Origin of the sequence: Halorubrum rutilum, assembly GCF_042665015.1 — an archaeon.
Lineage (GTDB): Archaea > Halobacteriota > Halobacteria > Halobacteriales > Haloferacaceae > Halorubrum > Halorubrum rutilum.
The window spans coordinates 230,039-241,952 of sequence record NZ_JBHTBL010000011.1; the positions used below are offsets into that span (position 1 = coordinate 230,039).

The window sequence follows — 11,914 nt, forward strand, 5'->3', positions numbered from 1 at the left end:
GTGGCGGGCGGTCGCCTGCGCGGCGACGGGCGGGTCGCGTCAGCGACCGGATGTCACGCGCCTGGGTTCTCCGCGCTGTCATCGCTCCCATCGGGGAGTACTCGGGCGGGGACTGAGGGCGCGCATCACGCGGTAACCGGCGAACGCTCTTAAACAGTCGGTTGAGAGTTTAGTCGTCCTGTTCCGCGCCGGCGACGAACACGCCCTCGCCGCCGTCTTCCTGCCGCTCCGAGACCGAGACCGGGTCGATCCCGCGGCGGGCGGCGTCGAACTCCGAGAGGAGGTACACCAGCCCGGCGAGCAGGGCGGCGCCGAGCGGGAGCAGCGCGAGCGGCGTCACCCGCGTCAGTCCCCAGACGACCAGCAGGAGGACGACGACCGCCGCGACCGTGACCGCGTAGTAGATCTGCGTCCGCACGTGGTCGATCAGGTCGGCGCCGGTGAACGTCGCCGAGAGGACGGTGGTGTCGGAGATCGGCGAGCTGTGGTCGCCGAAGATGGCGCCAGAGAAGATGACGCCGACCATCGCCGCCACGAGCGTGTGGCCCGCCGCGCCGCCGCCGCTGATCTCCCACGCGATCGGGATCGCGATCGGGGTGACGATCCCCATCGTCCCCCACGAGGTGCCGGTCGAGAAGGCGATGACGCCGGCGACGACGAACACTAGGGCGGGCAGGAGCGCCGGCGAGACCGACCCCACGGCGGCGTTCGCGACGTACTCCCCGGTGCCGAGGGCGTCGATCGCCCCGCCGATCCCCCACGCGAGCACGAGGATGGAGGCCGCGGTGAGCATAATCGAGAACCCGTCGATCGTGTACTCGGTCGCGTCGCCGGCGCCGAAGATGCCGTAGACCCTGCCGAGGACGAACCCGCTGGCGACCATCGCGAACGAGCCGATCATGAGCGCCACCTCGTACGAGGCGTTGAGCGCGGCGTCCCACAGCCGGCCGCCGGCCGCGCCGAGCTCGCCGGCGAGGAGGTCGCCGCCGAAGCCGACCGGCGAGAACTCGCCGGACCACAGGGCGGTCGCGACCGTGACGGCGACGAGCACCGCCACGGGGACGAAGAAGTTGACGAGCCGCGGCGTCGACGCCGGCGGCTCGCCGAGCTCGCCCGCGACGTCCTGCATCGGCACGGCCTCGTCGCGGGTCACCTTCCCTGAGGTCCACGAGCGGTGCTCGGCCGTCAGCATCTCGCCGTAGTCCCGGCCAGACCCCACGATCAGGAGGACCATCACGATTGCGAGGATCGCGTACATGTTGAACGGGATCGACGAGACGAACACCTCGAACGTGCCGGGACGGTTCGCCTCGGCGACCCCGGCGGCCTCGTACCCCTCGCCGATGAGCGAGAGCTGGAAGGCGACCCACGAGGAGATCCCCAGCGTCGCCACCGGCGCCGCCGTCGAGTCGACGACGTACGAGAGCTTCTCGCGGGAGATCCGGAGGCGGTCGGAGACGTCCTTCATCGCCGAGCCGACGATGGCGGTGTTCGCGTAGTCGTCGAAGAAGAGGACGATCCCGAGCCCCCAGGCGACGAGCCCGGCCTGCCGCTGAGAGTCGAGGCGGTCGAGCGCCCAGTCGCGGACCGCGGCGGTGCCGCCGAGGTTCCACACCATGGCGACGCCGGAGCCGAGCAGCAGCGTGAAGACGAGGATGGTCGCCTGGAACTCGTCGGACACCGCCGCGACGATCCACTCGAACGTCTGGACGATCCCGAGCCCGCCCGTGACGATGACGGCCCCCGACCAGACGCCGAGGAACAGCGACAGCACCGCCTTGCGGGTGATCACCGCGAGGACGATCGCGAGCAACGGCGGGGCGACGGACAGCGCTCCGAACCCGGTCATTGGCACCTACTCTCGCACGCGAGTATTTAATACCACCCGTGGGTCCGGACTGACGGATCCCGCGGCACGCGGCGCGTTCGGGAACCGATCTCGGGTCGAGGGCGCTCACGGCGACCGTTCGTCGGTCTCCTTCCGGTCTCGGTCGGCGTCTCGGCGATCCGGACGACCGGTCCGACGCGGCGACTCCCTCCCTCGACCGGCGGATTCGGCGCGTATCCGAACGCACTTACGTCCCTGTGACCGACCCACGCGCAATGTCTGTACGAGTCGGCATCCTCGGTGCCACCGGCGCCGTGGGTCAGCGGTTCATCCAGTTGCTCGACGACCACCCGACGTTCGACCTCGCGGCCGTCACCGCGAGCGCGGACAGCGCCGGGAAGACGTACCGAGAGGCCGCCAAGTGGCGCGTGGACACTCCCATCCCCGACGGGGTCGCGGAGATGACGGTCGCGGAGACGACGCCCGCGGGGATCGCGGACGCCGACGTCGACCTCCTGTTCTCGTCGCTGCCGTCGGGGGTCGCCGCCGAGGTCGAGCCGGCCTTCCTCGACGAGGGGTACGTGGTCTCCTCGAACTCCTCGAACGACCGCATGGCGGCCGACGTCCCCCTCACGATCCCCGAGATCAACCCCGGCCACCTCGACCTCATCGAGGTCCAGCGCGACGAGCGGGGCTGGGACGGCGCCCTCGTGAAGAACCCGAACTGCTCGACGATCACGATGGTCCCCACGCTCGCGGCGATCGACCGGTTCGGGATCGAGAGCGTCCGCGTCTCCACCCTGCAGGCGGTCTCCGGCGCGGGCTACTCCGGCGTCACCTCGATGGAGATCATCGACAACGCCATCCCGCACATCGGCGGCGAGGAGGACAAGATGGAGACGGAGTCCCGGAAGCTCCTCGGCGAGTTCGACGGCGCTGAGGTCCACCTCCACGGGGCCGACGTGGCCGCCTCCTGTAACCGGATCCCGACGCTCGACGGCCACCTAGAGAACGTCTTCGTCGAGTTCGCCGAGGACCCCTCGCCCGCGGCCCTCCGCGAGGCGATGCGCTCGTTCGAGGGCGTCGGCTCGCTCCCGAGCTCGCCCGACCAGCTCATCAAGGTGTTCGGCGAGGACGAGCCGGAGCGACCGCAGCCCCGCCTCGACCGCACGTACGCGGACGGGATGGGCATCGTCGCCGGCGGCGTCCAGTCGACGGACGCCGGCGCGAAGTACAACTGCCTCGCGCACAACACGATCCGGGGCGCCGCGGGCGCCTCGCTGCTCAACGGCGAGCTGCTCGTCGAGGAAGGGTACGTCTGAGCGGCCCCGACCGTTACCGATTTCACACTCGGCCGTCAGCCTCCCGCTCGTCATGTCAGAGACGATCCGATCCCTCCGCCGGGGCGTCGCCCTCCTCCTGCTTCCGCTGTCCGGATCGACGACGCTGCCCGCGTTCGTCGAGTCCGCGCTCCCCGGCCTCTCGGACGTCCTCGGCGTCGCGCTGTTCGTCGCCGCCGTCGCGTACCTCGTCGTCAGCGTCGGGAGACAGGCGGTCTCGGCGGCCGACACGCCGCTGTAACCGGGCGATCGGAGGGTATCGGTCCCGCGGGCGGCGGCCCTACTTCCCCTCGGCGACCTACTTCCCCTCGAACTCGGGCTCGCCGTCGCCCATGAACGCCGTGACGCCCTCCACGAGGTCGTCGGTGTTCATCACGTGACCGAAGCCCATCGCCTCCACTTCGAGGCCGGCCTCGGCGTCCGTGCGGCCGGCGTGCATCGCGCGCTTCGTGTACTTCTGGGCGATCGGCGGGCCGGCGGCGAGCGACTCGGCCAGCTCGCGCCCGCGCTCGTCGAGCTCGTCGCCGGGGACGACCTCGTTGACGAAGCCGTACCCTTCGAGCGTCTCGGCGTCGTAGCGCTCGGCGGTGAAGATGATCTCCTTCGCGCGCCCCTCGCCGACGATCCGGGCGAGCCGCTGCGTGCCGCCCCATCCCGGGAGGAGCCCGAGGTCGTGTTCGGGCTGGCCGAGCTCCGAGCGCTCGGAGGCGACCCGCATGTCGGCCGCGGTCGCGAGCTCCATCCCGCCGCCGAGGCAGTAGCCGTCGATGGCGGCGACGACGGGCTTGTCGGACTCCTCCAGCTTGCCGAACGTCCGCTGGCCTCGTCGCGAGAGCTCGACGGCGTCGATCGGGTCCGCGCCGCCGGCGGCCATGCTCTGCACGTCGGCGCCGGCCGAGAACGCGCGGTCGCCGGCGCCCGACAGCAGGATCGCGCGCACCTCGTCGTCCGCGTCGAGGCGGTCGATCGCGTCGCCGAGCTCGTCGAGCAGCTCCCCGCTGATCGTGTTCATCCGGTGGGGACGGTCGATCTCGACGTGTCCCACGCGGTCCTCGACGACGACGTTGAGGGCGTCGTAGTCGAGCGCGTCGCCCGCGCCGCCCTCGCCGTCGGCGCTCTCGGCGTCCCCGTCGCCTCCGCCGTGGAAGCCGCCGGCCTCGGCGGCCTCGCGCAGGTAGTCGGTCGCCTCGTAGCGCGCCTCGCCCGTCTCCTCGTGGAGCGCGTCGAGCACGTCGACGAGGGCCGGGAGGCCCTCGTCGTCGGCGAGCGTCGCCGGGCCGTCCGGGAAGCCGGCGCCGAGCGTCACGGCGCGGTCGATAGCGGGCGCGTCGGCGACGTCGTCCCCGATCAGGCCGGCGACCTCGTTGGCCATCACGGCGAGCAGGCGCCGGCGGACGTCCTCGTCGACCGCGTCCGAGGGGATGCGGGCGCCGTCGCCGTCCTCGTAGTCGTAGAACCCCTTCCCGGTCTTCTTGCCGAGCTCGTCGGCCTCGACCTTCTCGACGAGCAGCGGGCAGGGGCGGTACGCCTCGCCGAGGGTCTCGTGCATGTACTCCAGGACGTGGTACCCCACGTCGACGCCGACCTGGTCGGCGAGCTCGAACGAGCCCATCGGGAGCCCCATGCCGAACTTCGCCGTGGAGTCGACCGTCTCCATCGTCGCGTCGCCGGACTCGACGATCCACGCCGCCTCGTTCATCAGCGGGACCAGGATCCGGTTGACGACGAAGCCCGGGCTGTCCTTCCGGACGCGGACCGGGGTCTTCCCCATCGACTCCGCGAGCCCCTCGATCAGGTCGAGGGTGTCCTCCGAGGTGTGCTTCCCGGAGATGACCTCGACGAGGTCCATCCGCACCGGCGGGTTGAAGAAGTGCATGCCGCAGAAGCGCTCGGGGCGGTCGGTGACCTCGGAGAGCTCCGTGATCGAGAGGCTGGAGGTGTTGGTGACGAAGACCGCCTCCGCGGGCGCGTGCTCGACGACCTCGTCGTACACGTCCTTCTTGATCGCCATCTTCTCGGGGACGACCTCGACCACCACGTCGGCGTCGGCGAGCGACGCTTCGAGGTCGACGAACGTCTGGACGCGGTCGAGCGCCGCCTCGGCCTCGTCGTCGCCGATGCGGTCCCGCTCCGCGAGCTTGCCGAGCGACCACTCGATCTGGTCGTAGCCGTCCCGAACGAGCGCCTCTTCGATGTCCCGCAGCGACACGTCGTAGCCGGCGAGGGCGGCGACCTCCGCGATGCCGTGCCCCATGTTCCCGGCGCCGAGGACCGTCACGTGCTGGACGTCGTCGAGTTGCATACGAGACCGGTCGGAACCGCGGCGGTTGAACGTTTCCATCTTCCAAACGCGAAACCCGCGGCAAGTTTACGACCCCCGGAGCGCGCGGCGGGCGCGACCGTCGCCGCGACCGAAACCGTCGGGTGGCTCCGGCTCGAACGCCCGGTCGATGGACGACCGAGTCGCGGCGACCCTGCGGGAGGACCCGACGATGGCGACGCTGATCGACCGGCACGGCCGGCTGTCGATCGAGCCCGCGGCCGACGAGTTCGCGCGCCTCTGCACCTCGATCGTGAACCAGCAGCTCTCGACCGCCTCCGCGGCCGCCATTCGCGAGCGCTTCGTGGACGTCCTCGGCGGCGAGCCGACGCCGGACCGCGTGCTCGCGTCCGACGAGGCCGCCCTGCGCGAGGCCGGGCTCAGCGGCACGAAGGTCGAGTACCTGCGCGCGGCCGCCGACGCGTTCCGCGACGGCGACCGCGACCTGACCCGCGAGGGGCTGGCGGGCGAGAGCGACGAGGCGGTCGTCGCCGCGCTCACCGAGATCCGCGGCGTCGGCGAGTGGACCGCGCGGATGTACCTCATCTTCGCGCTGGGCCGCGAGGACGTGCTCCCGCTCGGCGACCTCGCGGTCCGGAAGGGGATCGAGCGGGTGTACAACGACGGCGCGGAGCTGACTCGGGCGGAGATGCGCGAGATCGCCGCGGCGTGGCGACCCTACCGGAGCTACGGGACGCGATACATCTGGGCCGAATACGAGTCGTAAGTTGTTGTGTACTGAGTGGTATCGAATAGCATCGAAAGTCCAGTCGCTCAGTTGTACGTAATCGACGACCCTGCAGCGAACACCTCCAAAGCCCCAGCCGCGAGGACGGCGCACGCTCGCTGCGCGCTTCGGTCGTTCGCTTCGCTCACTCCCTGCAGTGCTTACGTCGCCTGCGCCGTCCTCGCGGCTGCCCCTTTGAGTCCCACCCGACCGCACCACACCTCACACCTCCCCAGCTTCGCGGTTCGCTCGGGCTCCCTCCGGTCGCCTGTCGCTCACCGCGTCCCTCGCACCGGCGGCTCGCGCCACCGCTTCGTCCCCGAATCGCCTCGCCTCTCGCGTTCGCTACTCCTCTTCTTCCAGAATCTCGCCGGCCTCGCCGCGTTCGGCCTCGTCGGTGTCCGCGCGCCGCCGGACGTCGACCCGGTAGTCGGTGAGGATGTCGCGGCCGAGCAGCAGCGGGTAGTCCATGTGACCGCGGTCCTCGACGCTGGCGGTGACTGTGTGCTGGTTCCCGCCGATGCCGATGACGAGATCGACGACGGGACGGGCCTTCCCGCCCTTCACGCTGCCCGACTTGACTCGGGTCATGCTCTTGATCGGGCCGGCGCCGATCTCGGCGGCCAGCTGGGTGTCGATGCTGGTCCGGGTCGCGCCCGTGTCCGACTTCGCGAGCGCCTGCGTGGAGCCGGAGGTCCCCGTGACGACGACCTCCTCGATGTAGCCGATGTCGGGCTGTTCGGCGGGGTTCTTCTTCGGCGCGGGCGCGCAGGACGGCCGCGAGTCGTCGAGGGTGGCCGCGACCCGCTCGACGTCGTCGTCGTCCACCTCGCCGCCGACCGTCTCGATCGCGAGCCGCGCGATGTGCGGCGCCGGGCTCGTGCCGGTCGCCTCGTAGAGCCCCTTGAACCCGGCCGTCGGGTTCACTTCGAGCACGTACCAGCCCTCGTACCCCTCCACGAGGTCGACGCCGGCGTAGTCCAGCCCCATGACGTCGGCCGCGTACAGCGCGGTCTCGGCGGCCTCCTCGGGCATGTCGTCGGTCGCGTCCTCGACCGCGCCGCCGAGCGCGACGTTGGTGCGCCAGTCGCCCTCGGGCGCGTAGCGGTACATCGAGCCGACGATCTCGTCGCCGACGATATAGACGCGCAGGTCGCGGTGCTCCTCGTCGTCGCGGTCGATGAGCTGCTGGAGGAACGCCTGGCGGTTGCCGACCTTCGGGTTCACCCGCTCGGTGAGGTCGACCTTCCACGTGCCGCCGCCGTGCGTGCCGATCGCGGTCTTGTAGACGCCGACCTCGCCGAAGCGCTCGCGGTCCTCGTTGAGCCGGTCGTTCGACAGCGCGAGCAGCGCGTCGGGCACGCGGATGTTCCAGTCGGCGAGCGTCGCCGCCGTCGCGAACTTGTGGATCGACGCCAGCACGGCGTTCGGCTCGTTCAGCATCGGTCGGATGCGCTCGAACGTCGTCGCCAGCCCGAGCAGCTCCGCGGGCTGGTCGGTGTTCGACAGGAGCAGGCGGTTCGCGATGACGTCGACCGGCGGCTCCACCGAGACGTCGCCGTCCTCGACGCTGATGGCGGCGTTCTCCTCGCGGAGCCACACGGGCTCGTGGCCGAGGTCCTCGACCGCGTTGCAGATCGCCTTCGTTTCCTTGCTGTTGTGCAGCGACAGCACTCCCACCCGGACCGGATCCGAACTCATAAGCGCACCTGCGTGGGCCCGGGTAAAAGGTCGCCCGATCGGTGAGCCGGGCGGCCGGGCGGACCGGGGATGACCGCCGACAGACCACCAACCGAATCGCTGGTCGACTGCCGGTCAGTTAGCGACCCGTCGGTCCCCCGATCCGCGGGTCGCCATATATATACCCCCCGACCCGCTCCCTCGTGACATGAGCGACGACCGGGTGTTCACGTATAACGGCGGCGCGGTGCCGCCCGGCGAGACGCAGAACATCCGCTACGGGATCAGCGAAACGTACCTCGGCGACCCCGTCCGGATCCCCGTGACGATCGTCAACGGCGCGCGCGACGGCCCCACGGTGTTCCTCACCGCGGCCTCGCACGGCGACGAGCTCAACGGGATCGAGGTGGTCCGCGAGGTCGCCCACGAGTGGGACCTCGACGACCTCGCGGGGACGCTCGTCTGTCTCCCCGTCCTCAACGTCCCGGGCTTCCTCGCCCAGCAGCGCTACCTCCCCGTCTACGACCGCGACCTCAACCGCTCGTTCCCCGGCAAGCCCGGCTCGACGAGCTCGAAGCGGATGGCCCACCGGATCTACGAGAACTTCATCGCGCCCTGCGACTTCGGGCTCGACTTCCACACCTCGACCCGCGGCCGGACGAACATGCTCCACGTCCGCGCGGACATGGCCGACGCGGGCGTCCACCGCCTCGCGATGGCGTTCGGCTCGAAGGTGATCATCGACAGCGACGGGCCGGGCGGCACCCTCCGCGGCGAGGCGACCGCCGACGGCATCCCGACGATCACGATCGAGATGGGCGAGGCCCACCGCTTCCAGCGCCCGCTCATCGACGACGCGCTCGGCGGCGTGCGCTCCGTCTTCGCCGAGTACGGGCTGCTCGAAACCGACACCGTGCGCTGGCCCGGCTGGCGGACGATCATCGCCGGCGCGGGCGAGAAGACGTGGCTGCGCGCCGACTCCGGCGGCATCGTCGACACCCACTTCGAGAGCGGGTCGCTCGTCCGCGAGGGCGAGCGCATCGCGACGATCACCAACCCGTTCAAGCAGGACGCGGTCGGCGTCGAGGCCCCCTTCACGGGGCTCCTCATCGGACTCCTCGAAAACCCCGTCGTCTACCCCGGGAACCCGCTCTGTCACCTCGTCGAGATCGACGAGGCGGTCCGCCGCGCGATCGAGACGGGGGACGCCCCGACGCCGGTCGGGCAGCCGGAGCCGTCGGAACCGAGGGACTGACCCCCTCGAAGCGACCGCTCCGCGGGAACGCTTTTGACGCCGACGAGCCAAGATCGACGCGTCCGGAGACCGTCCGGACGGGTGATCGCATGAGCGAGCTCAGCCTATCGAGCCCGGCGTTCGGCGACGGCGAGCGCGTCCCCGACGAGTACGGCTACGCGGAGCGGAACGTGAACCCGCCGCTGCGGATCGGCGGGGTCCCCGACGCGGCGGCGGCGCTCGTGCTCATCGTCGACGATCCGGACGCGCGGGAGCCGGCGGGACAGGTGTGGGACCACTGGCTGGTCTGGGACGTCGACCCCGACCGCGAGGCGGTCCCGGAGGACTGGTCCCCGGCGGAGGCGACCGAGGGACAGAACGACTTCGGCGAGCACGGCTACGGCGGACCGAACCCCCCGGACCGCGAGCACACCTACCGGTTCCGACTGTACGCGGTCGAGGAGCCGCTCGGGCTTCCGCCGTCGGCCGACAAGGAGGACCTCATCGACGCGATGACGGGACGGATCGTCGCTAAGGCCCGGATCGACGGGACGTATCCGGCGTGATAGGCGGGACGTATCCGGCGTGACCGGCGACAGGACGCACCCGGACCGGTGACGGCGGGCGTGTGAGCCGCGGTGGCCCCGCGATCGAGCCTTATATTCCGCCGCGGGCGAAGCACCGACCATGACCGAGGACTTCGACACGCCGGTGTTGGACGACCACCTCCACCTCGACCCGCGCCACGGGCGCGGGGTCGACGCGGTCGAGGACTTCGTCCGGCTCGGCGGCACCCACCTGCTCGTGGTGAACAAGCCCTCCTGGCACCTCGGCGTCGAGCCGGACGAGCCGGCCGACTTCCGGCCGGTCTTCGAGGAGACGCTCGACGCGGTCGCGGCCGCGAACGAGGTCCTCCCGGGCCGCGCGTGGCCGGTCCTCGGCGTCCATCCCGGCCTGATCAGCCGGCTGGTCGACGAGCGCGGCTTCGCGCCCGGAGCGGCCCGCGACCTGATGTGCGGCGGGCTGGAGGTCGCGAGCGAGTTCGTCGCCGACGGCCGGGCGCTCGCGCTGAAGTCGGGGCGCCCGCACTACGACGTGACCGACGCGGTCTGGGACGCGTCGAACGCCGTGACGCGGCGCGCGTTCGAGCTCGGCGCCGCGCTCGACTGCGCCGTCCAGCTCCACACCGAGGCCAGCGAGGACCTCACCGACCTGGCCGCCGTCGCCGAGACGGTCGGGCTCGACCCGACGACCGTCGTGAAACACTACGCCGAGGGTTGGCTCGCGGGCCCGACGCCGAGCGTGATGAGCGAGAAGGACCGGCTCGCACGCGCCGCCGAGTCCGGCGAGCCGTTCCTGATGGAGACCGACTTCGTCGACGACCCGGAGAAGCCGGGGATGGTGCTGGGCCCGAAGACGGTCCCGCGCCGCGTGCGCTGGATGCTCGAAGAGGGCTACGACGACGCGGTCCGGCGCGCGCACGTCGAGACGCCCGCGGCGGTGTACGGGATCGACACCGAGGCGACGCTGGATCGGGAGGCGTAATCCGGAACTCCCGAATCCCGGCGTCGAGCGGGTGAGACGCCCTCTCGCGCGGCGATCGATAGGAAAGGCATTTGAGTAGTCCGGGCGACGTACGGGACATGACCGACGACGACGCCGTCGAAGCGTTCTATACCGACGACCGCTGGCAGAACTGGCTCGACCGGCTGCAGGAGGAGGAGCTCGACCCCGAGAACGAGGACTCGGCGCGGCTCCTGTTGAACCTCCAGGACGACGCGGCGATCGCCGTCGTGAAGGTGCTCGCGGCGCTCGACGACGAGCGCATCGACGAGGACCGCGCGGTCGAGGAGATCCGCGAGATCCGCGACATCGTCCTCGCCGACGTCGACTTCGACGACGAGGACAAGGCCATGCTGATCGACGGCGTCCAGACCTCGCTCGTCCCCGTCTTCTACGCGGCCGAGGAGTACGTCGTCGGCGGCGTCGTCGAGGGCGACGTGACCGAGTTCGTGCGCGCGGCCGCCGACGCCGAGGCCGAGGACGACCTCGACGCCGCCCTCGGCTACGTCGTGCAGGCCGGCACCCGCGTCATCGACGGCGAGCCGCTCGACATCGACGTCGTCGAGGAGCTGGAGTACGGGCTCGTCTCCGAGTGGGTCAACGGGCTCGACTCCCTGCAGTCCGCCATCGAAGACCCGGAAGTCGTCGAGGAAGAGGACTGACGGCGTCGGCGGGCCCGCCCCCGCCGGGTCGATCGGGGTGAAGCGTTTTCAGCGCACGTAGCGTCCGATCCGTATGGTCTCCCTCGCGGCCGGACTGGCGATCGCGCTGCTCGTCGTCTGGACGGCCAGCTCGTTCGTCCCGCTCGTGCCGGGCGGCGTCCTCGCGGCGCTGACCGTCGTCGGCTACGCCTACACCACCGGGTTCGCGGAGCCGAGCCCCGCCGTGGTGGTCGCGCTCGTCGCCGTCTCGCTGCTGGCCGCCGCCGCGGACGTCGCGTCGGGGATGGTCTCCGGGCGGCTCGGCGGTGCCTCGACCCGGACCGTCGTCGTCGGGACGCTGGTAGGGATCGTCCTCCTGATCCCGCTCGGTCCGATCGGGATCGTCGTCGGGCTGGGCGGCACCGTCTTCCTCGCCGCCCTGAACGAGCACGACGGCGACACGCGCGAGGCCGCTCGACAGGCTGCCTACGCGGTGGTCGGCGCCCTCGCCAGCGCGTTCGTTCAGGCCGTCCTGCTCGCCGGGGTTACCGTCGCGTTCGCGCTTGCGGTCCTGTGAGGCG

Annotated in this window: 11 protein-coding genes; 8 read left to right on the plus strand and 3 right to left on the minus strand. The window is 71.1% G+C overall.

Annotation, left to right across the window (positions count from 1 at the left end):
* Window positions 1-169: 169 nt before the first annotated feature.
* Window positions 170-1,849: a Na+/H+ antiporter NhaC family protein gene (locus ACFQMF_RS12615; RefSeq protein ID WP_256408152.1), complete on the minus strand. Its 1,680-nt coding sequence runs from the start codon at window positions 1,847-1,849 to the stop codon at window positions 170-172.
* A gap of 254 nt (window positions 1,850-2,103) precedes the next feature.
* Between ACFQMF_RS12615 and asd the strand changes: the two genes are divergently transcribed.
* Together asd and ACFQMF_RS12625 are read left to right on the plus strand one after the other, a co-directional pair.
* Complete coding sequence (asd, locus tag ACFQMF_RS12620; RefSeq protein ID WP_256408153.1) at window positions 2,104-3,150, plus strand: aspartate-semialdehyde dehydrogenase; 1,047 nt, start codon at window positions 2,104-2,106, stop codon at window positions 3,148-3,150.
* 52 nt (window positions 3,151-3,202) lie between these two features.
* On the plus strand, window positions 3,203-3,409 hold the full coding sequence (locus ACFQMF_RS12625) for a hypothetical protein (protein ID WP_256408154.1): 207 nt from the start codon (window positions 3,203-3,205) through the stop codon (window positions 3,407-3,409).
* A gap of 57 nt (window positions 3,410-3,466) precedes the next feature.
* On the opposite strand, the gene ACFQMF_RS12630 is transcribed toward ACFQMF_RS12625, so the two are convergent.
* The gene (locus tag ACFQMF_RS12630; RefSeq protein ID WP_256408155.1) at window positions 3,467-5,470 is read right to left on the minus strand and encodes a 3-hydroxyacyl-CoA dehydrogenase/enoyl-CoA hydratase family protein; all 2,004 of its coding nucleotides are present in this window, start codon (window positions 5,468-5,470) and stop codon (window positions 3,467-3,469) included.
* Between the two features lie 148 nt (window positions 5,471-5,618).
* Between ACFQMF_RS12630 and ACFQMF_RS12635 the strand changes: the two genes are divergently transcribed.
* Window positions 5,619-6,215 carry a DNA-3-methyladenine glycosylase family protein gene (locus ACFQMF_RS12635; protein WP_256408156.1) on the plus strand — a complete coding sequence of 199 codons (597 nt, stop codon included), beginning with the start codon at window positions 5,619-5,621 and terminating at the stop codon, window positions 6,213-6,215.
* A 345-nt stretch (window positions 6,216-6,560) separates the two neighbouring features.
* Here the strand turns inward: ACFQMF_RS12635 and ACFQMF_RS12640 are convergent, their stop codons facing one another.
* Window positions 6,561-7,916, minus strand: a complete 1,356-nt coding sequence (locus ACFQMF_RS12640; RefSeq protein WP_256408157.1) for a putative ATP-dependent zinc protease — start codon at window positions 7,914-7,916, stop codon at window positions 6,561-6,563.
* Window positions 7,917-8,103: 187 nt separating this feature from the next.
* Between ACFQMF_RS12640 and ACFQMF_RS12645 the strand changes: the two genes are divergently transcribed.
* The 5 genes from ACFQMF_RS12645 to ACFQMF_RS12665 all read left to right on the plus strand — a co-directional run bounded on the left by ACFQMF_RS12645 (window position 8,104) and on the right by ACFQMF_RS12665 (window position 11,910).
* Complete coding sequence (locus ACFQMF_RS12645) at window positions 8,104-9,150, plus strand: succinylglutamate desuccinylase/aspartoacylase family protein (RefSeq protein ID WP_256408158.1); 1,047 nt, start codon at window positions 8,104-8,106, stop codon at window positions 9,148-9,150.
* 89 nt (window positions 9,151-9,239) lie between these two features.
* On the plus strand, window positions 9,240-9,695 hold the full coding sequence (locus ACFQMF_RS12650; protein WP_256408159.1) for a YbhB/YbcL family Raf kinase inhibitor-like protein: 456 nt from the start codon (window positions 9,240-9,242) through the stop codon (window positions 9,693-9,695).
* A gap of 121 nt (window positions 9,696-9,816) precedes the next feature.
* Window positions 9,817-10,674 carry a TatD family hydrolase gene (locus ACFQMF_RS12655; RefSeq protein ID WP_256408160.1) on the plus strand — a complete coding sequence of 286 codons (858 nt, stop codon included), beginning with the start codon at window positions 9,817-9,819 and terminating at the stop codon, window positions 10,672-10,674.
* Window positions 10,675-10,772: 98 nt separating this feature from the next.
* On the plus strand, window positions 10,773-11,354 hold the full coding sequence (locus tag ACFQMF_RS12660; protein WP_256408162.1) for a DUF2150 family protein: 582 nt from the start codon (window positions 10,773-10,775) through the stop codon (window positions 11,352-11,354).
* Between the two features lie 73 nt (window positions 11,355-11,427).
* Window positions 11,428-11,910, plus strand: a complete 483-nt coding sequence (locus tag ACFQMF_RS12665) for a DUF456 domain-containing protein (RefSeq protein WP_256408163.1) — start codon at window positions 11,428-11,430, stop codon at window positions 11,908-11,910.
* The last annotated feature ends 4 nt before the right edge of the window (window positions 11,911-11,914 follow it).